Raw genomic sequence first — 20,520 nt, 5'->3', positions numbered from 1 at the left:
TCAATTTCCGCTCCCGGCGTCCGCGACGAAGCCGTCGAGATCGGCCTCGGTCAGTTCGACGTGATAGAACAGCTTGAAGAAATCCCGCACCTCCGCACGCAGATCGACCTTGCCGGCATCCGGATAGAGGACGGATTCGAGCCATGTAAGGCCGATCAGCCGGTTGATCCCCGGCGGGGAATCGAACCACCCGAACGGGACGTCGGGGGCCTTGTACACCCGGCCGGAGCGCACGGCCGGGATGGTCGACCAGAGCGGATCGGACCCGACCGTTTCGGCGAAGCGGGCGTCGCTTGCAAGGATCACGTCGGGCTTCCAGGCAAGGACCTGCTCGAGCGACACCTCCGACAGGCCGCCCTCGCCCGCGGCGGCGGCGACGTTTGCGGCACCCACGACCTCGAGGACTTCCATGTTGATCGAGCCTGCGAGCCCGGTTTCAAGTCCCTTGGGACCACGCCCGTAATAGACCCTGGGGCGCTCGCTCTCGGGAATGTCCCGCAACAGCGACTGAACCCCGGCCAGACGCTCTTCGGCATAGCGGGCGAGCTCTTCGGCGCGGGCGCCCACGCCCAGAAGGGCGCCCGCCCGGCGGAGCGTCCCGGGCGTGTCGCGGAACCGCCCGCCGATCAGGACGTAAGGAATCCCCGTCTGCTTCTGCACGCGGTCGGCCAGCGAGATATAGGTGTCGTTGACCGTTCCGACATCGATAATCACATCCGGCCTGGAGGCGAGGACGGCCTCGATATTGGCCGTGCCGCCCCTGCCCGTCAGCCACCCGGTGGTGGGAAGCGCGCGGGCTTCGGGGAGAAGATATTTCCTGGTCTTCTCGCCGGGCTCGCGCACCCATCCCGCAAGCTTGTCCGGAGCGAGCACATAGACGAGGACCGATGCCGGCGGCCCGGCCACGAACACCTTGTCGATCCTGTCCGGAACCTCGACCACCCGCCCGGCAGCGTCGACGAACGATGCCGCCTGCGCCACCGGGTTTCCTGCGAGAAGAAGGGTGGCTGCAAAGACCAGTGCCCTGATGAACATGCCAGGTCCCCAACATGGAAACGGAATCGTTATATTTTTCCGTATGTCACGATAGTTCCATTCGGTCCGCCGGAAAAGACGGGCGACCCGCCCGGTGTTCGACCGGGCCGGCAGCAGGGCGCGAATTGTGAGGAGAAGTACGCCGGGGAGGAAGAGTTCCCCGCCCGGCACGTTCCGGACACGCGACGGCGGTCAGACCTTGACCCAGGCCCCGTTCTTCTTCGACGACTGCACGCAGGCATCGACGAAGAGCATGCCCTTCACGCCGTCGTCGACGGTCGGGTAGATCACGGCCGGATCGACCTCTTCGCCCTTGCGCCGTGCGAAGATCGCCCGTGCGGCCTCGGTATAGATGTTGGCGAAACCTTCCAAGTAGCCCTCCGGGTGGCCCGAGGGGATGCGGGAGACCCGCGCGGCGGCGGCATCGGAACCGGCGCCGCCCCGGGTGAGCAGGCGCTTCGGCTCGCCGAACGGCGTGTACCAGAGATAGTTGGGGTCGGCCTGCACCCACTCGATGCCGCCCTTGGTGCCGTAGACGCGCACCTTCAGTCCGTTCTCGTGGCCCGGCGCCACCTGGCTGCACCAGAGCATGCCCTTGGCACGTGCGCCGTCCTTCTCCTTGAAACGCATCATCACATGCGCGTTGTCGTCGAGCTTGCGGCCGGGAACGAAGCTGTCGAGATCGGCGGAAAGCTCCTCCAGTTCGAGGCCGGAGACGAAGCAGCCGAGATTGTAGGCATGGGTGCCGATGTCGCCGGTCGAGCCGCCGGCGCCGGAGCGGGCGGGATCGGTGCGCCATTCGGCCTGCTTCGACCCGCTCTGCTCGACCGCCTCGGTCAGCCAGTCCTGCGGATACTCCATCTGCACCAGCCGGATCGTCCCGAGATCGCCGTTCATCACCATCTGGCGCGCCTGGCGCACCATCGGATAGCCGGTGTAGTTGTGGGTGAGCACGAACAGCGCCTCGCTCTCGCCGGCGAGCTTCTTCAGCTTCTTCGCGTCCCCCAGGGTCGAGGTCAGCGGCTTGTCGCAGATGACGTGGATGCCGCGCTTGAGGAACTCCTTCGCCGCCTCGTAGTGGACGTGGTTCGGCGTGACGATGGCCACCGCCTCGATGCCATTCTTCAGCTTCGCCTCGCGAATCGCCATCTCCTTGAACGAGCCGTAGCAGCGGGAGGGATCGAGCCCGAGCTCCCGCCCCGAGGCAACGGATTTTTCCGGCGTCGAGGACAGCGCGCCGGCAACGAGTTCGAAATGATCGTCGAGACGTGCGGCAATGCGGTGCACCGCCCCGATGAAGGCGCCGGCACCCCCGCCCACCATGCCGAGCCTGATCCGCGGCTGCCGCGCTTCCGTCGTGCTTCCTTCGATGGCCATGTGTTTCTCCTGAAAAATCTATGCCTGATTTCGCCCCTCATCCGCCTGCCGGCACCTTCTCCCCGCAGGCGGGGAGAAGGACCACAATCGCAATGCTCGCCACGAACGCAACCTCTGAGCAGGCCACGCCCCCTCTCCCCGCTTGCGGGGAGAGGGCTAGGGTGAGGGGCAAGGGTGACGGGTCCTACATTGCTTGCCGAGACTAGATCCCCAGCATGCGCCGGTTGGCTGCCTCGTCGGTGCCGGCGCCGGCGAAGTCGTCGAAGGCCTTCTCGGTGACGCGGATGATGTGGTGCTTGACGAAGTCCGCCCCCTCGCGGGCGCCGTCCTCGGGATGCTTCAGCGCGCATTCCCACTCGACCACGGCCCAGCCGGCAAAGTCGTTGGCCGCCATCTTGGAGAACACCGCGCCGAAATCGACTTGGCCGTCGCCGAGCGAGCGGAAGCGACCGGCGCGGTTCACCCAGCTCTGGTAGCCGCCATAGACGCCCTGCCGGCCGGTCGGATTGAACTCCGCGTCCTTGACGTGGAACATCCGGATGCGGTCCTTGTAGATGTCGATGTTGTCGAGATAGTCGAGGCATTGCAGCACGTAGTGCGAGGGATCGTAGAGCATGCAGGCGCGGGCGTGGTTGCCGGTGCGCTCCAGGAACATCTCGTAGGTGATGCCGTCGTGCAGGTCCTCGCCGGGATGGATCTCGTAGCAGACGTCGACCCCGCAATCCTCGGCATGGTCGAGGATCGGCTTCCAGCGGCGGGCGAGCTCGTCAAAGGCGGTCTCGACGAGGCCGGCCGGGCGCTGCGGCCAGGGATAGACGAAGGGCCAGGCGAGCGCGCCGGAGAAGCTCGCCATCGCATCCAGTCCGAAATTCTTCGAGGCCGTCAGCGCCAGCTTCACCTGCTCCACCGCCCATGCCTGCCGCGCCTTCGGATTGCCGCGCACCTCCGGTGCCGCAAAGCCGTCGAAGGCCTCGTCATAGGCCGGATGCACGGCGACGAGCTGGCCCTGCAGATGGGTGGAGAGCTCGGTGATCTCGACGCCGTTGTCGCGCGCCTTGCCCGCGAACTCGTCGCAATAGGCCTTCGATTCCGCAGCCTTCCTGAGGTCGATCAGCCGGCTGTCCCAGGTTGGCACCTGCACGCCCTTGTAGCCGATGTCGGCGGCCCACTTGGTGATCGAATCCCAGGAGTTGAAGGGCGCCGCATCGCCGGCAAACTGCGCCAGGAACAGACCCGGCCCCTTGATCGTCTTCATCCAGTGTTCCTCCCGTCGCGTCCCGCTCTGCGGTCGCGTCTCTCACAAATGGTATGACACAGGCACTTTTCGGCGCGAACGGCGCCACCTGCAACGTTGCCGCGAACGAAACTAGCGTCGATTGCCGCATCCGGCAATGACAGTCGCCCGGCGATGAACAGACAAGTCGACGACGCCCGGACCTGAGCAGCCCGGGCGTCGTATCAGCGGATCAGAACGGAGAATCGGGGAAGTAGTAGCCTTCCGCATTCTCGGGCGTGATCAGAGTGGCGTCCAGCGTGTAGGTGCCATGCACCGGAACCTGATCGTAGAGGGCAGCCGCCGTCAGTTCCATGGCGGTGGCAACCATTGACGGCGGATAGAGGACGTTGACCGGGAACATCTTGTCGCCGTCGATCACCTTCTTGATCATGTCCTTGGAGCCGGCACCGCCGATGACATACTTGATGTCGGTGCGGCCGGACTGCTCGATCGCCTGCAGCACGCCGACGGCCATGTCGTCGTCCTGGCACCAGACCACGTCGATCTTGGAGTGCTTGGTCAGGTAGTCCTGCATGACCTTGAAGGCGTCGTCGCGGTTCCAGTTGCCGAACTGGCGGTCGAGCACCTTGACGTTGGAGCCGGCGATGCCCTTGTCGAAGCCGTCCTGGCGCTCCTGGTCGATCGGGATCGGCAGGCCACGGATGACGACCACTTCGGCATCCGGCGTGTTTTCGGCGATGTACTTGCCGGCGACTTCACCGAGAGCCGAGTTGTTGCCGGCGACATAGAGGTCGCGCACCGAATTGTCGTTGGTCGACGGCGCGCGGTCGACGATCGACACGAACGTGCCCTTGCCCTTGACTTCCTTGATCGCGTTGACGAGCGGATCGGGATCGGTCGGCAGGATGACGAGCGCGTCGATGCCCTGGACCTCGAGGTCCTGCAGGGCGTTGGCCTGGGTCGCCGGATCGGGCGAGGTCTTCACCACCACCTTCAGGCCCGGGTGCTCCTTCATCAGGAGCTCGGCGACGCGGTTGGCATGGTAGACGACACCGGCGGTCCAGCCGTGGTCGGCGGCGGGAATGGAGACGCCGATCGTCTTCTCTTCCTGGGCATAGGCGGTGCCGAACGCCATCGTCGCAGCGACGGCAAGGCCCATCATTCTCTTGTGCATGTGGTTCCTCCCAAAATACAGGGGCCTGTCAGCTAGGACCGGGCGCCCCCATAAGCCCGGCCGGTTCACGATTTGCGCGTCAGCGAGCGCTGGACGAGCATCGCAATGATGATGATCGAGCCCTGGATGGCGCCGATCAGATATTCGCTGATGAAGTTGGAGAGCAGCATGATGTTGCCGACCAGTTCCAGGATGAAGGCGCCGCAGATCGTGCCCCAGACGCGCCCCGCCCCGCCCTTCAGCGCCGTACCGCCGACGACGACGGCCGTGATCGCCTGCAGCTCCCACAGGATGCCTGTCGTGGCCGAGGTCGAGCCGAGCCGCGGCACATAGAGCAGCACGGCGACGGCGACGCACAGGCCCTGGATGACGAAGGCGATGGTGCGCACGCGATCCACATGGATGCCGGAATAGCGCGCCACCTCGCGGCTGGAGCCGACGGCGACCACGTGGCGGCCGTAGCGCGTACGGTAGAGCACGAAGGCGGCGATCGCGGTGACGACGAGGATGACGACGATCGGCACCGGCACGCCGAGCACGTTGCCGAAATAGGCCGGCCGGTAGAGCGACTGCAGTTCGGACGACTGCAGCGTGATCGCGCCCCCCTGCGACAGCCAGGTGGTCAGCCCGCGATAGATCCCCATGGTGCCGAGCGTAGCGATGAAGGGCTCGATGCGGCCAAGCGTGGTGATCAGCCCGTTCAGAAGCCCGCAGGCACTGCCGATCACGACCGCCAGCACCATGGCGGCGACCAGCATCAGCGAGGGATCGGCGATCGCGCCGGAATTCATGAACAGGATCATCAAGCTGGCGACGAAGGCGACCATCGAGCCGACCGAAAGGTCGAGGTCGCCCGACGAGATCACGAAGGTCGCACCGACGGCGATGATGGCGATGAAGGCGCTGCGGGTTGCGACATTGGCGAGGTTGGTGAGCCCGATGAAGTTCGGGTTGACCAGCGCGCCGATGATGAGCAGCAGGATGAGAGCGGCGAAGGGCGCGACCGCCCTGAGATCGATGTCCCGCCAGGTACGCCGCCGCGGCACGCGCTCCTCGATGTCGCTGTTGGTGCTCATGTCCAAGTTCAACCTCCCGATGGCGCCCGGCGCCGAAAATCCCGTCGTCTTCTTTGTGCGCTCAGCCCACGGCCTTCCGCCGCAGGCCGGCCGCATAGCGCATGATCATCTGCTCGGAGATTTCCTCTCCCTCGAGCATGCCGACCAGATGCCCCTCGCGCATCACCGCCACCCGCGTGCAGAGCCCGATCACCTCGGGCATCTCCGAGGAGACGACGATGATCGAGCGCCCCTCGCGGGCAAGTGCCGCGATGAAATGATAGATCTGCTGCTTGGTGCCGACGTCGATGCCGCGCGTCGGCTCGTCGATGATGATGACCTGCGGCTCGGTCTCCATGACCTTGGCGAGCAGGAGCTTCTGCTGGTTTCCGCCCGACATGCGCCCGACGCGCACCCGGTCGTCGCGCACGCGGATGTCGAAGCGCCGCCTGGCGCGCGCCATCGCCTTCGCCTCGCTTCCCGGATCGAGATAGCCGTGGGTGACGTGCTGGCCGAGCGACTGCAGGGTCAGGTTGGTCGTCATCCCCTCGTCGAGTAGCAGCCCCATGCCCTTGCGGTCCTTGGTCATGTAGGCGAGGCCGCGGCGGTTCGCCTCGCGGAAGTCGCCGGCGACGAGCGGCTCGCCATGCAGGAGCACCTCGCCGGCAAGGCGCGGACGCAGGCCGGCGATCGCCTCCATCAGTTCCGAGCGGCCCGAGCCGATCAGCCCGGAGAAGCCGAGCACCTCGCCCTTGCGCAATTCGAAGTTCGCATCCTGCACATAGCCCGTGGTCAGGCCGCGGACGGACAGGACGATCGTCTCGTCGACGTCCGGCTCGTGCTTGGTGGGATAGAGGCTGGAGAGTTCGCGGCCGACCATCAGCTGGGCGATCGCCTCGCCGTCGAGCATCGAGGTCGGGGCCGTCTTGATCCACTGGCCATCGCGCAGCACGGTGACGCGGTCGCTGATCTCCATCACCTCGTCAAGCTTGTGCGAGACGAAGACGAAGCTCGTGCCCTTGGCCTTGAGCTTGCGAACCTGGTCGAACAGGACGCCCGCCTCCTCGCGCGAAAGCACCGCCGTCGGCTCGTCCATGAAGATCACCCGCGCATCGCGGCTGATCGCCTTGGCGATCTCGACCATCTGCTTGTCGGCGACGGCGAGCGAGCTGATCAGCGCGTTCTCGTCGATCCGCGATCCGAGCATGTCGAGCACCCGGCGCGTCTCGGCCCGCATGGCCTTGCGGTCGAGCACGCCGAAGCGGGCGACCTCGCGGCCGAGGAACAGGCTCTCAGTCACCGTCAGGTGCTCAGCAAGATTGAATTCCTGGTGGATGAGGATGATGCCGAGCGCCTCGGCGGCGCTGTTGGCCGGCAGCGTCACCGGCTCGCCGTCGAGCAGGATGCGGCCCGACGAAGGCGGCTGGAAACCCGAAAGGATCTTGATGAAGGTGGACTTGCCCGCGCCGTTCTCGCCGACCAGCGCATGGACCTCGCCCGGAAGGATGTCCATGTCGACGCTGAAGAGAACCTGCACCTCGCCGAACGTCTTCGATATCCGCTCGGCCGCAAGCACCGGCACGGATGCGATCGCCCCATCGTTGGCCATGTTCCCTCCCTGTGGCTCCCCACCACTTGGGATCACTGTGTAAACCTTTACATGGCGCATGTAAAGGTTTACATCATGTGCACCAGTGGGAATTCCACACCCAAACCGCTTTCAAACGGCGGCGCTTTGGTTCTAGGGTGCAGGGCCCATCCACCCGCAAGGACATCAGGCCAACGTGTCGACCCAGAACCCTGCCACGATCGAGGACGTCGCCCGCCTGGCGGAAGTGTCGATCGCCACCGTCAGCAGGGCAATTCACAATCCCGAGAAGGTCGCCAAATCCACGCGCCAGCGGGTCAACCAGGCGATCGCGATCACCGGATACACGACCAATGCCATGGCGCGATCCCTGCGCATGGGCCGGTCGAACATGATCCTGGTGCTGGCGCCTGATATCGGCGACCCGAACTTCTCTTCCATCCTGATCGGGCTCGAGAACGAGGCGCGCGCACACGGCTACGGCGTCCTCATCGGCCACACCCAGAACGATCCGGAACGCGGGCTCGAATACCTGAAATTCCTGAACTCGAACCAGGCGGCGGGCCTGTTGCTGTTCACCGGCCATGCGCCGTTCGGCCACCAGGAGATGACCCAGCGCCTGCCGCCGTCCGTCGCCGTCTTCGAGCCGGTGTTCGGCAGCACCATCCCCTATGTCGGCGTCGACGACACCGCCGGCGCCCGCAAGGCCGCCGAATACCTGCTGTCCGCCGGCCACCGCCGCATTGCCTTCATCGGCGACAGCAAGACCCGGCTCGGCCATCTCAGGCGCCGCAGGGGCTATGATCTCGCCCTCGACGCCGCCCGCATCGCGCCGGAGCAGCGCATGGTCATCGACGGCGAGGGCACGATCGAAAGCGGCCGGCTCGCCGTCGAACAGCTCTTCATGCGCGACACGCTGCCGACCGCCTTCATGTGCGTCAACGACGCGACCGCCGTCGGCGTCATGAACGGGCTGTCCGCCCGCGGCTACGACCTGCCGCAGGACTTCTCCGTGATCGGCTTCGACGACGTCCCCCAGGCGACCTACCTGAACCCGGCGCTGACGACGATCCGCCAGCCCCGCTCGGCGATCGGCCGCCAGGCGATGGCGCTGTTGCTGGAAAACCTGTCGGAGCCGCTGTCCGAAAGCTGCGAGGTGCTGATCATGCCCGATCTCGTGGTGCGCGGATCGGTGACCTCACCGGCAAGGCGCTGACGCGAGCGAGGTCGCCGTGGCAATCGTTTCTGCCCCGCCTCGTCCGCCCGCCGTCATGGCCGGTAGCCGACCCATCCCCTGAAGGTGAATCCGGCATAGAAAAGCTGCACGTCGGCAAAACCGGCCTCCCGCAGCAGGGCCTCGTCCTCGTCCGGCGACAGCAGCGGCAGCCGAGCCCCGATGGCCTCGGCCGCATTCTGCGCATGGGCGGCCGAAACGCCGGAAGCGGCGGCGAAGGCCGCGTAACGTTCGAGCCAGAGCGCCTTTTCCGGATCGGTCTGCGGGAAACTGTGGTGGGCGACGACGAACGGCGCGCCCGGCCGCAGGCGCCGGAAGATCTCGCCCAGCATCCGCAAGCGTTCCTCGCGCGGCACGAAATGCATGACGAGAATGCAGGTGGCGCCGTCGAACGGTCCCTCGGGTGCGGTCTCGACATAGCCCTCGTGCAGGCGGATGCGCGACATCAGCGGGCCAAGCGTCTGCTTCGCCAGATCCAGCATCTCGGCCGACGGATCGACGCCGTCGAAGGTCCAAAGCGGCTGCAACTCGGCAAAGACCTTCAGATCGAGGCCGCCGCCGGCGCCGACGACCAGGAGACGGCCATCCTCCCGGATGCGCTCGCCGAGCAAAAGTGCCGCCATGCGCTGCAGGGCGTGGAGGCCGGGCACGAGCCGGGCCGGGCCTTCGGCATAGCGGGAGACCGCTTCGGGATCGGAAAAGGACGACACGGGATGGTTCCTGACGCTTTGGCGGACGCTCGGTCGTTGCGGGGGATCAGCGTCGAGAGATAGGGGGTGTGGCACACGGAAGCAATCCTTCCGCGGTTCACCACGTGACTGCAGCGGCCGGGCACCGTCGAGCGCCCGGCAGCGCATGCCCTAGCGCTTCATCGCCCTTGCCACGGCAATCAGGATGCAGGCGCCGATGAAGCCGGCGATCAGATATCCGAGCCAGCCGCCCAGCGTTACGCCGACGAGGCTGAGAATGAGATTGGCGACGAACGCGCCGACGATCCCCAGTATGATGTTCATGAACACGCCCATGTCAGACTTCATGAACCTTTCGGCGAGCCAACCGGCAAGCCCGCCGATGATGATGGCTGCGATCCAGCCGATACCTGCGTCTTCCATTCCATCCTCCTGGGTTGCACGCTCGGGATGAGACTAGGGCGCACCGCCCGCGCTTCAACCGGCAACCTGCGGAAAGGTCTCGCAGGGGATAAAGGCGGGGCCCCGCACACGGGGCCCCGACCACCTCAGACGTAGCGGTTGACGACGTTTTCCAGGTATTCCTGGCGGCCGGATTTCGGTTCGGGAATGACATTGTCCCGCTCCACCCTGGCCGCAATCTCCTCCAGCGAATAGCCGCCGGAGAGCATCTTCTTCGCCTCCGCCCCGTTCCAGCCCGCATAGCGCTCGTCGAGCGGCTTCGACAAGGCCTTGTCCTCGATCATCTTCGCCGCAGCCTTGAGGCCGCGGGCGCAGCAATCCATGCCGCCGATATGGCCGATCAGCAGGTCTTCCGGATCGATCGACTGGCGGCGCAGCTTGGCATCGAAATTGGTGCCGCCGGTGGTGAAGCCGCCGCCGGCGAGAACCTGGTAGTAGGCCAGCGCCATTTCCGGCACGTTGTTCGGGAACTGGTCGGTATCCCAGCCGGACTGGTAGTCGTTGCGGTTCATGTCGATCGAGCCAAAGACGCCGAGCGCATTCGCGAGCGCCAGCTCGTGCTCGAAGGAATGGCCGGCGAGGATGGCGTGGCCCTGCTCGATGTTGAGCTTCACCTCGTTTTCCAGCCCGTACCGCTTGAGGAAACCGTAGACGGTTGCGACGTCGTAGTCGTACTGGTGCTTGGTGGGTTCCTGCGGCTTCGGCTCGATCAGGATCGCGCCCTTGAAGCCTATCTTGTGCTTGTATTCGACGACGAGGTTGACGAAGCGGCCAAGCTGGTCGAGCTCGCGGCCGATATCGGTGTTCAGCAGCGTCTCATAGCCTTCGCGCCCGCCCCAGAGCACGTAGTTCTGCCCGCCGAGGCGCTGGGTGGCGTCGATGCAGGTCTTCACGGTCGCGGCAGCGAAGGCGAAGACGTCCGGATCCGGATTGGTGGCAGCCCCGCCCATGTAGCGGCGGTTGGAGAACAGGTTGGCCGTGCCCCAGAGAAGCTTGACGCCGGTCTCGGCCTGCTTCTTTTCGAAGTGGTCGACGATCTCGTTGAGGTTCTTCGTGTTCTCCGCGAAGTTCTGGCCTTCCGGACGCACGTCGGCGTCGTGGAAGCAGTAGAACGGAACGCCGAGCAGTTCGAACAGTTCGAAGGCCACATCCGCTTTCAGTTTGGCCGCCTTCATCGTGTCCTCGAACCAGGGCCGCTGGAAGGTCTGCCCGCCGAACGGGTCGCCGCCCGGCCAGACGAAGGTGTGCCAGTAGGCGACGGCAAAGCGCAGGTGGTCCTCCATCCGCTTGCCGAGCACCACCTCGTCCTTGTCATAGTGACGGAAGGCGAGCGGATTGGTGCTCTGCGGTCCCTCGTATCTGATCTTGGCGATATCGCCGAAAAAGCCTGTGCTCATGGGATTCCTCCTTGGATGGACGTTCGAATTCATTGTCTCATGGTCGGTGTACGATGAGCTCCCCCTCATCCGCCTACCGGCACCTTCTCCCCGGTGGGGAGAAGAGGGATACGGCAGCGCCGCGGCATGCTCCCCCTCTCCCCTCGGGGAGAGGGCAGGGTGAGGGGGGCTTGCCTCAGCCCATCACCGCATCGCGGATCGCCGGGTAGAGCCGCCGGTAGCGCCCGTAGGCCTCCTCGTAGGCAGACGCGAGCGAGGTGTCCGGATCGATCGTCTCGGCCGTCGCGGGCGCCTGGCAGATGGCCACCGGGTCGCTGCCCGTTGCCGCGATCAGCCCCAGCCGGGCCGCTCCGAAGGCGGCGCCGAAGTCGCCGTCGGCCGGCACGTCCACCGGCAGCGACAGCGCCGTCGCGATCGACTTCAGCCAGTAGCGCGAGCGCGAGCCGCCGCCGATCGCCGTGACGCGCGAAAGGCTGGTGCCGGCCAGGCGCAGCGCCTCGAGGCTGTCGCGGATGGCAAACGACACTCCCTCCAGCACCGCCTGCGTCAGCGCCACGCGGTCGCTCTCATGGCCGAGGCCGGCAAAGGCACCGCGGATCGAGGCATCGTTATGCGGCGTGCGCTCGCCGGAGAGATAGGGCAGGAAGGTGACGCCGGAGGGCGCCTTCAGCGTCTCGCCGAGCTCGGCGGTGAGATCGGCCGCCGAGGCGCCGGTGATGCGCGAATGCCAGTTGAGCGCGTCCGTCGCCGACAGGATCACGCCCATCTGGTGCCAGGTGTCCGGCAGCGCATGGCAGAAGGCGTGGACGGCGCTTGCCGGGTTCGGCAGGTAGCTGCCATTGGCGGCAAAAAGCACGCCCGAGGTGCCGAGCGAGACGAAGGCCGCTCCGTCCCTGACCGTGCCCATGCCGCAGGCGGAGGCCGCATTGTCCCCTGCCCCGCCGGCCACGACGACGCCTGAGCCGAGCCCCCAGCGCGCCGCGAGTTCGGGGCGCAGCGTGCCCGCACTGTCGGTGCCTTCCACGAGGTTCGGCATCTGCCGCTCCTCCAGTTCGGTCGCCGTCAGAAGGTCCGCGGACCAGCGGCGCGCACCCGTGTCCAGCCAGGACGTTCCAGCCGAATCCGACATTTCCGACATATGCTCGCCGGTCAGCCACAGGCGCAGATAGTCCTTGGGCAAGAGTACCCAGCGCACCTGCACAAAGACGTCCGGCTCGTTGTTCTTCACCCAGGCGAGCTTGGGTGCGGTGAAGCCGGGGAAGACGATGTTGCCGGTGATCGCCCGGAAGCGCGGATCGGCATCCAGCGCCGCCGCCTCCGCATGGCTGCGCGTGTCGTTCCACAGGATGCAGGGGCGCAACACCCGATCCTGCCGGTCGAGCAGCGTCGCCCCGTGCATCTGGCCCGACAGCCCGATGCCGCGCACGGCGGCGAGCGCCGCCGGATGGGCGGCCCTGAGTGCGTCGAGTGCGTCTTCGGTGGCGCTGATCCAGTCGGCCGGCGCCTGCTCCGACCAGCCCGGATGCGGCCGCGACACGGTGAGCGCGCTGTTCGCCGAGCCTATGATCTGCTGGCCGTCGTCGATCAGCATCGCCTTCACGCCCGATGTGCCGAGGTCGATTCCGAGATACATGGGCTGGTCCTCCTATGCCTCTGCCGCCTGCGCCGTCCCGGTCTCGTCGAGCGGCTGCAACAGGTTTTCCTTGATGAAGATGTCGATGCGGATGCGCTCCTGGGCGGCGATCACCGGCAGCCCGTCGGCCTTGGCCCGCAGCACGCGGACGGCGCTGCGAACCTCGTGGCCGGCATCCTGGTTCAGCACGGCGTCGATGATACCGTGTTCGAGACCCCGGCGCGTCGGTTCCGTGATCTCGTGAGCGATGACGCAGACGTCGCCCCGTCCCGCAGCCTCCAGCGCTGCGACCAGGCCCGCATTGCCCGCCCCGAGGCTGTAGATCCCGGCAAGTTCCGGATGGGCCGCAAGGCACGCCCCGACGAGCGCGCGCGCCCGCTCCGGCTCGTCCTGGCCTTCCAGAACGTCCAGCACCCGCCGCCCGCCGAAGGCCTCAGCCATCACCGCGGCAAAGCCCTCCAGGCGCTCCCGGTGGTCCCGCACCAGCATCGAGCCGGCCAGCACCGCGACCGCACCCGGGCGGGCGCCGAGGAACCGCGCCATCAGGCTGCCCGCCGTACGGCCCGCAGCCACGTTGTCGACGCCGCAGAAATGGTCACGCGCGGACGCGGCGAGATCGGAAACGAGCGTGACGAAAGCGACACCGGCCGCCCGCGCCCGCCCGATCGCCTCTGCCACCTCCGGCGCATCGACGGCGACGGCGGCGATGCCGGCCACGCCCTCGGCGACCGCCGCATCGATCGCCTGCACCAGCGCCGGCGCGTCGAAGGGGGGAACGTGGACCGCGGCGATACGGGTCCGCTCGAAGGACGAACGGGTGGCGGCCAGTTTCACCTCCGCCTCCAGCCCGCGCATGAACGGGTTTTCGCCTTCCGGAATGATGAAGACCAGCGGATAGACCCGCCCCTTGGCAAGGTTGGCGGCCGCGACGTCTCGCACGTAGCCGAGCTTTTCGATCGCGTCTTCGACCCTCGCCCGGGTCACCGCGCGCACGCCGGGGCGGCCGTTCAGGACCCGGTCCACGGTCGCGAGGCTGACGCCTGCCTTGGCAGCGATGTCGTGGACGGTCGGTCGCATGATGTCCTCCGCGGCGACCATTAGCGAAATTTCTGATGTACGTAAATCAGAAATTTCGCAAGGCCTTCCGGGATGCCTTTGCGATCCGCTTGAAGACAGCTAGGGCGCAGGCCGGAGAGGCTTGCTGAAGGCGTTGGTGAAGACCACGTCGCCGCGGTCGCCATAGGCGCGCGCCAGCACGACGTCGAGGGCGTCGTCGGTGACCCGTGCGACCACGAAACCGCCCATGTAGGAGGCGACCGGCTTGAACAGGTCGTGCCCCTCGGCTTGGTAGATCATCGGGGTCGGATGCTCGTGGCCGTGGAAAATGCCGATGACGTTGGTGTCCCTGATCGCGTCCAGCAGCGCCTGCCGATCCTCCTCCGACCACCAGTGCGCCGCCCCCGCACCATGGTCGTCGAACGTCCGGGCGGCCGGATCCCAGCGCTCCAGCGAGAACGGATCCCAGCCATAATGCTGGAACAGCACCACCGGGCGACCGTCGCCGGCATAGCTGGCGAGGTCCTGCCTCAGCCAGTCGAGGCCGCTGACAGCGCCCTTGGAACGATCGCCGCCGAAGCGCTGCAACTGGACGAGATGCAGCCCGCCCCAGTCCCAGGAATAGCTGTCGGAGGGGACGTCAAAGTTGGTCACCGGCACCGGCGGCTTGTAGAACACCGACGTGCGATGATTGAGCTCGACATAGTCGCGCAGTTCGCGGCGATAGAAATTAACGTGCGGCGGCACGCCGTCCTGGTCGAGATCGTGGTTACCGAGCCCGGCATAGACGGGAAAATGCAGCTGGTCGAGCCCCGTGCCCTGGCGGTAGCGGTTGGCGAACTGCTGCAGCTGCCAGCCCTCCCCCGGAACCTTCAGCTGTCCGCCGCCGTCGTCGGTCATGTCGCCGCCGATGACGACCCCGGCCGGTCGGCCGATCGGGGTGCCGGCGCTTTTGAGCCCCGTCGCCACCCCGTCGATCATGCGCGGCCAGTCCCTTTTCCCGATCTCGTTGATCGCCCGCACATGGCGCACGAGGTTGGCGTCCGTCTTGCCCTCCGCCTCGCAGTTCGGGCTGAGCCCGTCGGCGGTCACGAGGCACGCATGGATGTCGGCGGCGAAGACAAAGGTCACGTCGGTCTTCGGCCACGGGTTCTGCGCACGCGCCGGACGGCCCGACAGAACGCCTGCCGTGGCGGCACAGGCCGCGCCTGCGAGAAGGATACGCCGCGAGAGAAATGCCATGCTGTCACCGGGTTGATGCCGAAGAACGGCATCCTAGAGCGGAACCGGTGACGCCGTACAGCCCCCCGCGGGCGGGCTCGGCGCCTGGATCGGGCATCAGGACCAAGCGTCAGGACCGGGCGTCAGTGCCCGCCGCCGCCCCCGCCGGTGCGGGGCTGGGGCTTGCGGATCATCGTCACGCACAGGAGCATGCCGGCGAACAACGCCGTCAGCAGCATGAACACGTCGCTGAAGGCCACGACCATCGCCTGCCGCTCCACGAGATTAACCATCTGCCTGATGGCCGCGGTCGCCCCGTCCAGCCCGTGCGCGGTGAAGTTGGCCGCCATGTTGTTCAACTGCTCGACCGCCTGCGGGCTGCCCCAGTCGACATGCTCGCGCAACTGCATGTAGTGCACGTCCTGCCGCGTCGTCAGCACCGTGTTGATGATGGCGAGCCCCACCGCCCCGCCGAGATTGCGGGTCAGGTTGTAGAGGCCGGATGCATTGCGGATGCGGGCCGGCGGCAGCGTGCCGAGGGCGACGTTGTTGATCGGCACCATGCACATCATCAGCCCGAAGCCGCGCAGGATCTGCGGAATGAACAGCTCGTAGAAATCCCAGTCGGCGGTGATGCCCGTCATGATGTAGGTGCCGGCGCCGAAGGAGATGAAGCCGATCGACATCATCACCCGCGAATCGAGCTTGTTCGACAGGATGCCCGCCACGGGCGCGGTAAAGAACATCGCCAGCCCCGAGACGAACATCGTCTGGCCGATCATCAGGGAATCGTAGCCGCGGATGTGCCCGAGATAGACCGGGTAGATGTAGGTCAGGCCATAAAGGCCGATGCCCATGATGAACGAGAACATCGAGCCGAAGGCGAAGTTCCGGTCGGAGAAGGCCTTGAGATCCACCACCGGGAATTCGACGTTGAAGGCACGCCAGAAGAACACCAGCGCGCCCGTGGCCGATGCGACCGCCCCGATGACGATGTGGTCGTCGTTGAACCAGTCGTTGGCGTTGCCCTCTTCCAGCACATATTCCAGCGCGCCGAGGAAGACGGCCATGGAAGCGAGGCCCCACCAGTCGAACTTCTTGATCAGCGACCACTCGGGCTTGTCGAAATCGATGAAGTTCCAGGCGACGATGGTGACGATGACGCCGGGCACCAGATTGATCAAAAACAGCCAGTGCCAGGAGAACGCGTGGCTCAGATAGCCGCCGACCGTGGGGCCGATGGTCGGCGCCAGCGTTGCGATCAGGCCGATCAGCGGATTGACGACGCTGCGCTTGGACGGCGGGAAGATCGTGAAGGCGGCCGCGAAGACCGAGGGAATCATGCCGCCGCCGATGAAGCCCTGCAGCGCGCGGTAGACGATCATCTGCTCGATATTGGTCGCCGTCGCGCAGAGCACGCTGGCGAGCGTGAAGCCCGCGGCGGAAATAGTGAAGAGGTAGCGCGTCGAGACGATCCGGGCGAGCGTGCCCGACAGCGGGATCATGATCACTTCGGCGATCAGGTAGGCGGTCTGCACCCAGGCGATCTCGTCGGTGCCGGCACTCAGGCCCGCCTGGATCTCCGACAGCGAGGCGGAGACGACCTGGATGTCGAGGATCGCCATGAACATGCCGAGCACCATGGCCAGGAAGGCGATCAGTCGCTTCGGATCCATGGTCTCGGTCGCAGGTGCTGCGGGTGCTATGCCCTTGCCCAGTATGGCAGTGGTGGCAGACATGCTCGGCTCCGGTGGCGCACATCCCGCCGGATTGGAACCGGAGGGGCATGGCGCCGTCATTGGGTCCAGCTGCCGGCCGCAATCGACGGGGACGGGCAGCTTCGGTTCATGCTGGCGCGACAAGGCGCCAGGCATCGGAAGAAGGCTTACCGGCCCGACCGGTCAGGCACCCGGATGCGGATGCGTGACGGCGAAGGCCATGAAATGCTGCGCGCCCGTCATGGGCGCGCAACACTCACTTTCCCGCAACGGTGCCTGCCTCTGGAGCCGTGCGGGTATCGACATCGACGACCACGCTGAGGCCGGCCCGCAGGCGACCGCTGTCGAGCGCCTCCTGCGGCAGCGCGATGCGAACGGGCACGCGCTGGATGATCTTGGTGAAATTGCCGGTCGCGTTTTCGGGCGGCAGCAGCGAGAAGACCGAGCCGGAGGCCGGCGCGATCGACTGAACCGTCCCCGTGATCGGATCGTCGTCATAGGCGTCGACGTAGACGGTCACCTTCGAGCCGGGCACGAGATGGCGGATCTGCGTCTCCTTGAAGTTCGCATCGATATAGAGCTCGCGGGACGGAACCAACGCCATCAGCCTCTGGCCGGGCGAGACGAGGTCGCCGACCTGGACGGACCGGTTGCCGACGACGCCGTCATAGGGCGCCTTCAGCACCGTGAAGCTCAGGTCGCGCGCAGCCTTGTCGCGCTGCAGTTCGAGCGTGCGGATCGAGCCCTCGGTCTCCTTGCGCTGCGCTTCCAGCAAGGTGACGTTGGCCGTTGCCGACACGATGGTCGCCTCGCCGCCGGCGAGGTTCGCACGCGCCTGGTCGAGCGCGACATTGGCGGTATCGAGGTCGGCGGTGGTGCCGACGGCCTTCGACTGCAGGTCGCTGGCGCGCGTCTGGTTGATCTCGGCGCCGCGCACGGCCGCCTCGAGCGCCGCCTTCTGCGCCTGCGCCTGGGCGAGCGAGGCCCGCGCGCCGTCGATCTGCGCGTCGATGCGGTGCAGCGAGAGCCGGGCGGTCTCGATCTGGGCATTGGCCTGGTCGAGCGCATTGCGGTAGTCGCCGTCGTCCAGCGTCACCAGCACGTCGCCGGCCTTGACCTGCTGGTTGGCGACGACGTCGACCTTGGCGACATAGCCGGTGACCTTGGGCGAGATGGTTGCGATATCGCCCTCGACATAGGCGTCGTCGGTGGACACCATGAAGCGGCCGGTCGTCCACCAGTCGTAGCCGTACCAGGCGCCGCCGGCGAGCGCGGCCAGGACGAGGATGGGCAGCAGGCGGCGCTTGCCGCCGGACTTCGCAGCCGGAGCAGCCGGAACGGGGGGAGCCTGCTCTCCGGTCGCCGGCGCGGCGGGCTGCGGTGCCTGCGGGGCTTCCGCCACGGGCTGCGCCTCCGCGGTCTCCGCGAGGAAGTCGTCGTCGACGGGGCGAACCTTGGCCTTGCTCGTGCTCTTTGGGACGGACATCTGCTTACCCGGAATATGTCAGGAGATCGTGAAATACATTGAACTGAACCGTTCAGTTCGATTTGACATAGTCCCAAAACTGATCCATATCAAGAGCAAATCGAACCGCGCGGTTCGAAAAATGGATCAGGCAGGAGGTTTTGCGGAACACGATGGCGATGGAGCTGACAAAAGACTCCCGCGAGGACAGCGCGACACCGCAAGGCGGGCGGCGCGCCGCAGGCGAGGATCCGGTCAAGCGCGAACAGATCCTCGACGGCGCCAAGCGCGTTTTCATGGAGCAGGGCTTCGACGCCGCCAGCATGAACGACATCACCCGGGCTGCCGGGGTGTCGAAGGGGACGATCTACGTCTACTTCCAGAACAAGGAAGACCTGTTCGGCGAACTCATCCAGCGCGAGCGCCTCCGCATCACCGAATCCGCCCGCCACGCATTGAACCCCGACCTCACCGTCGCGGAAGCCCTGCACGATTTCGGCGTGCTGTTCGCCCGCCACATATCGGCCGAATACACCATCAAGGCCATGCGCATGGTGCTCGCCGTCAACCAGCGCATGCCGACGCTCGCCTGCGGCTTCCTCTCTGCCAGCCCGATGAACCCAGTTTCCGTTCTGAGGGATTATCTCGACCGGCAGGTCGCCCGCGGGCGACTCGCCATCGACGATACCGAGCTCGGAGCCCGCCAGTTCCTCGAACTTGCAACCGTGGGCATCTTCAAGCATCGCCTGTTCGGCACCATGCCGTCCCCGCCGCCCGATGCCGAGATCGAGCGCATCGTCGCAAGCGGCATCCGGGTCTTCCTCGCCGCCTACGCCGCCTCGCAGCCCTGACGGCGGCTGCCATCGCCCGGATCACGCGCATGTGATCCGTATTGTGCTCGCGCGGCAAGGATTCAGGCTCCTTGGCGGGCGTGATTGCGCCCGCATGCACAGTTGCGTCTTGCAACTTCCCGCAGTCACCATACATACCTGCCTCACCGAAACCTGAACCCGGAGAGGAAGACATCGGATGGAAAGCATCCTGGCCCTGATGCAGAGCCCAGAAGCGTGGATCGCATTGATAACGCTGATCGTTATGGAGGTGGTTCTCGGCATCGACAACCTGATCTTCATTTCCATCCTCACCAACAAGCTTCCCCCCGACCAGCGCGAATCCGCACGGCGCATCGGCATCGGCCTCGCGCTCGTCATGCGCCTCGCCCTGCTCGGCACGATCGCCTGGATCGTCAAGCTCACGACGCCGGTGTTCGAACTCTTCGGTCACGGATTTTCCTGGAAGGACATGATCCTAATCGCCGGCGGTCTCTTCCTCGTCTGGAAGGCGACCAAGGAGATCCACCACAACGTCGATCCCGACGATCACAACGAGGATTTCATCGCCTCGACGGCCAATGCCTCCTTCAGCGCCGCCATCGGCCAGATCCTGCTGCTCGACCTCGTCTTCTCGGTGGACAGCATCATCACCGCCGTCGGCATGACGCCGCATCTGCCGATCATGGTCGTGGCCGTCGTCGTCGCCGTCACCGTGATGTTGCTGGCCGCAACCCCGCTTGCCAACTTCATCGAGAAGAACCCGACCATCGTCATGCTGGCGCTGGCCTTCCTGCTGATGATCGGCACCACGCTGATCGCCGAAGGCATGGGCTTCCACGTTCCCAAGGGCTACGTCTACGCCGCCATGGCCTTCTCGGCCCTGGTCGAGGTCCTGAACATGCTGTCGCGCAACGGGCGGCTGAAGAAGAAGGCGAGCAGCCAGAAACTGCATTGAGACATGCGGTAAGAAAAGGGCCGGCGAGTGTTCACTCGCCGGCCTTGAGTTGTCTGGGAAGAGAGGGCGCGGGCCGGGCGGGTCAAGGAGCTCGACTGCCGTTTCGTTGGCCGCAGGAAGAAACCGGAAAAATCCCTGCGTTCTCCATCTCCGCCATGTCCGGTTGGCACGGCCGCGCCTCCCATGCGAATAATGATGCCGGAGCGATATGGTTCCGACCCTGCCCGAAAATCGCCGGGCCTTGACGCGCCGGATCGAATGTGGTCTCACCCGGGCCCAAACGGAAAGCTCCGGATCCGCCGCCTTTTTCGGCGACAGATCGGGCCTTCCCTCCCTTAAATGCATGAGCCGATCACGCGGAAATCCTCCGGCGGACGGCTTCACCGCAGTT

The 20,520-nt window shown here is 66.0% G+C and carries 17 protein-coding genes; 3 read left to right on the top strand and 14 right to left on the bottom strand.

All coding sequences use genetic code 11. The features are described 5' to 3' along the window. The 6 genes from LQK81_RS13200 to LQK81_RS13175 all read right to left on the bottom strand — a co-directional run bounded on the left by LQK81_RS13200 (nt 1) and on the right by LQK81_RS13175 (nt 7,487). Nucleotides 1-1,035: an iron ABC transporter substrate-binding protein gene (locus LQK81_RS13200; protein WP_230806825.1), complete on the bottom strand. Its 1,035-nt coding sequence runs from the start codon at nt 1,033-1,035 to the stop codon at nt 1-3. Nucleotides 1,036-1,227: 192 nt separating this feature from the next. Further along, nucleotides 1,228-2,412 carry a Gfo/Idh/MocA family protein gene (locus tag LQK81_RS13195; RefSeq protein ID WP_230806823.1) on the bottom strand — a complete coding sequence of 395 codons (1,185 nt, stop codon included), beginning with the start codon at nt 2,410-2,412 and terminating at the stop codon, nt 1,228-1,230. Nucleotides 2,413-2,614: 202 nt separating this feature from the next. Next, complete coding sequence (locus tag LQK81_RS13190) at nt 2,615-3,667, bottom strand: sugar phosphate isomerase/epimerase family protein (protein WP_230806821.1); 1,053 nt, start codon at nt 3,665-3,667, stop codon at nt 2,615-2,617. 211 nt (nt 3,668-3,878) lie between these two features. After that, complete coding sequence (locus tag LQK81_RS13185; protein ID WP_230806819.1) at nt 3,879-4,823, bottom strand: substrate-binding domain-containing protein; 945 nt, start codon at nt 4,821-4,823, stop codon at nt 3,879-3,881. 65 nt (nt 4,824-4,888) lie between these two features. Beyond that, complete coding sequence (locus tag LQK81_RS13180) at nt 4,889-5,899, bottom strand: ABC transporter permease (RefSeq protein WP_230806818.1); 1,011 nt, start codon at nt 5,897-5,899, stop codon at nt 4,889-4,891. A 61-nt stretch (nt 5,900-5,960) separates the two neighbouring features. Then, nucleotides 5,961-7,487, bottom strand: coding sequence for a sugar ABC transporter ATP-binding protein (locus LQK81_RS13175; RefSeq protein WP_230806817.1), 1,527 nt, complete (start codon nt 7,485-7,487; stop codon nt 5,961-5,963). A 175-nt stretch (nt 7,488-7,662) separates the two neighbouring features. On the opposite strand from LQK81_RS13175, the gene LQK81_RS13170 reads away from it, so the two are divergent. Beyond that, a complete protein-coding gene (locus tag LQK81_RS13170; RefSeq protein WP_230806816.1) occupies nt 7,663-8,682 on the top strand; it encodes a LacI family DNA-binding transcriptional regulator in 1,020 nt (339 codons plus the stop codon). A 53-nt stretch (nt 8,683-8,735) separates the two neighbouring features. Here LQK81_RS13170 and LQK81_RS13165 read toward each other — a convergent pair whose 3' ends face one another. The 8 genes from LQK81_RS13165 to LQK81_RS13130 all read right to left on the bottom strand — a co-directional run bounded on the left by LQK81_RS13165 (nt 8,736) and on the right by LQK81_RS13130 (nt 18,362). Beyond that, nucleotides 8,736-9,410, bottom strand: a complete 675-nt coding sequence (locus LQK81_RS13165) for a class I SAM-dependent methyltransferase (protein ID WP_230806814.1) — start codon at nt 9,408-9,410, stop codon at nt 8,736-8,738. A gap of 150 nt (nt 9,411-9,560) precedes the next feature. Continuing rightward, nucleotides 9,561-9,812 carry a GlsB/YeaQ/YmgE family stress response membrane protein gene (locus LQK81_RS13160; RefSeq protein WP_230806811.1) on the bottom strand — a complete coding sequence of 84 codons (252 nt, stop codon included), beginning with the start codon at nt 9,810-9,812 and terminating at the stop codon, nt 9,561-9,563. Nucleotides 9,813-9,937: 125 nt separating this feature from the next. After that, entirely contained in the window at nt 9,938-11,248 is a 1,311-nt protein-coding gene (xylA, locus tag LQK81_RS13155) for a xylose isomerase (RefSeq protein ID WP_230806809.1), read from the bottom strand. Between the two features lie 175 nt (nt 11,249-11,423). After that, complete coding sequence (xylB, locus tag LQK81_RS13150) at nt 11,424-12,881, bottom strand: xylulokinase (protein WP_230806807.1); 1,458 nt, start codon at nt 12,879-12,881, stop codon at nt 11,424-11,426. Nucleotides 12,882-12,893: 12 nt separating this feature from the next. After that, complete coding sequence (locus tag LQK81_RS13145; RefSeq protein WP_230806806.1) at nt 12,894-13,958, bottom strand: LacI family DNA-binding transcriptional regulator; 1,065 nt, start codon at nt 13,956-13,958, stop codon at nt 12,894-12,896. A 99-nt stretch (nt 13,959-14,057) separates the two neighbouring features. After that, complete coding sequence (locus LQK81_RS13140) at nt 14,058-15,179, bottom strand: metallophosphoesterase (protein ID WP_230806805.1); 1,122 nt, start codon at nt 15,177-15,179, stop codon at nt 14,058-14,060. A gap of 122 nt (nt 15,180-15,301) precedes the next feature. Beyond that, complete coding sequence (locus LQK81_RS13135) at nt 15,302-16,897, bottom strand: DHA2 family efflux MFS transporter permease subunit (protein ID WP_230806803.1); 1,596 nt, start codon at nt 16,895-16,897, stop codon at nt 15,302-15,304. Nucleotides 16,898-17,132: 235 nt separating this feature from the next. Beyond that, nucleotides 17,133-18,362, bottom strand: a complete 1,230-nt coding sequence (locus LQK81_RS13130) for an HlyD family secretion protein (protein ID WP_230806802.1) — start codon at nt 18,360-18,362, stop codon at nt 17,133-17,135. 158 nt (nt 18,363-18,520) lie between these two features. Here LQK81_RS13130 and LQK81_RS13125 point away from each other — a divergent pair, with 158 nt between their 5' ends. Next, entirely contained in the window at nt 18,521-19,192 is a 672-nt protein-coding gene (locus LQK81_RS13125; protein WP_230806800.1) for a TetR/AcrR family transcriptional regulator, read from the top strand. A 178-nt stretch (nt 19,193-19,370) separates the two neighbouring features. Continuing rightward, the gene (locus LQK81_RS13120) at nt 19,371-20,129 is read left to right on the top strand and encodes a TerC family protein (RefSeq protein ID WP_230806799.1); all 759 of its coding nucleotides are present in this window, start codon (nt 19,371-19,373) and stop codon (nt 20,127-20,129) included. The last annotated feature ends 391 nt before the right edge of the window (nt 20,130-20,520 follow it).

Origin of the sequence: Rhizobium sp. GN54 (genome assembly GCF_021026345.1) — a bacterium.
In the GTDB taxonomy this organism is placed as follows: domain Bacteria; phylum Pseudomonadota; class Alphaproteobacteria; order Rhizobiales; family Rhizobiaceae; genus Mycoplana.
The sequence above is the reverse complement of the archived record's forward strand: the minus strand, read 5'-3'. Positions and strand labels throughout refer to the sequence as shown.

Bases quoted from the DNA above. Each gene is read 5' to 3' on its own strand.
- LQK81_RS13200 (WP_230806825.1), bottom strand. From the start codon at position 1,035: ATGTTCATCAGGGCACTGGTCTTTGCAGCCACCCTTCTTCTCGCAGGA.
- LQK81_RS13195 (WP_230806823.1), bottom strand. From the start codon at position 2,412: ATGGCCATCGAAGGAAGCACGACGGAAGCGCGGCAGCCGCGGATCAGG.
- LQK81_RS13190 (WP_230806821.1), bottom strand. From the start codon at position 3,667: ATGAAGACGATCAAGGGGCCGGGTCTGTTCCTGGCGCAGTTTGCCGGC.
- LQK81_RS13185 (WP_230806819.1), bottom strand. From the start codon at position 4,823: ATGCACAAGAGAATGATGGGCCTTGCCGTCGCTGCGACGATGGCGTTC.
- LQK81_RS13180 (WP_230806818.1), bottom strand. From the start codon at position 5,899: ATGAGCACCAACAGCGACATCGAGGAGCGCGTGCCGCGGCGGCGTACC.
- LQK81_RS13175 (WP_230806817.1), bottom strand. From the start codon at position 7,487: ATGGCCAACGATGGGGCGATCGCATCCGTGCCGGTGCTTGCGGCCGAG.
- LQK81_RS13160 (WP_230806811.1), bottom strand. From the start codon at position 9,812: ATGGAAGACGCAGGTATCGGCTGGATCGCAGCCATCATCATCGGCGGG.
- xylA (WP_230806809.1), bottom strand. From the start codon at position 11,248: ATGAGCACAGGCTTTTTCGGCGATATCGCCAAGATCAGATACGAGGGA.
- xylB (WP_230806807.1), bottom strand. From the start codon at position 12,881: ATGTATCTCGGAATCGACCTCGGCACATCGGGCGTGAAGGCGATGCTG.
- LQK81_RS13145 (WP_230806806.1), bottom strand. From the start codon at position 13,958: ATGCGACCGACCGTCCACGACATCGCTGCCAAGGCAGGCGTCAGCCTC.
- LQK81_RS13140 (WP_230806805.1), bottom strand. From the start codon at position 15,179: ATGGCATTTCTCTCGCGGCGTATCCTTCTCGCAGGCGCGGCCTGTGCC.
- LQK81_RS13135 (WP_230806803.1), bottom strand. From the start codon at position 16,897: ATGTCTGCCACCACTGCCATACTGGGCAAGGGCATAGCACCCGCAGCA.
- LQK81_RS13130 (WP_230806802.1), bottom strand. From the start codon at position 18,362: ATGTCCGTCCCAAAGAGCACGAGCAAGGCCAAGGTTCGCCCCGTCGAC.
- LQK81_RS13125 (WP_230806800.1), top strand. From the start codon at position 18,521: ATGGAGCTGACAAAAGACTCCCGCGAGGACAGCGCGACACCGCAAGGC.
- LQK81_RS13120 (WP_230806799.1), top strand. From the start codon at position 19,371: ATGGAAAGCATCCTGGCCCTGATGCAGAGCCCAGAAGCGTGGATCGCA.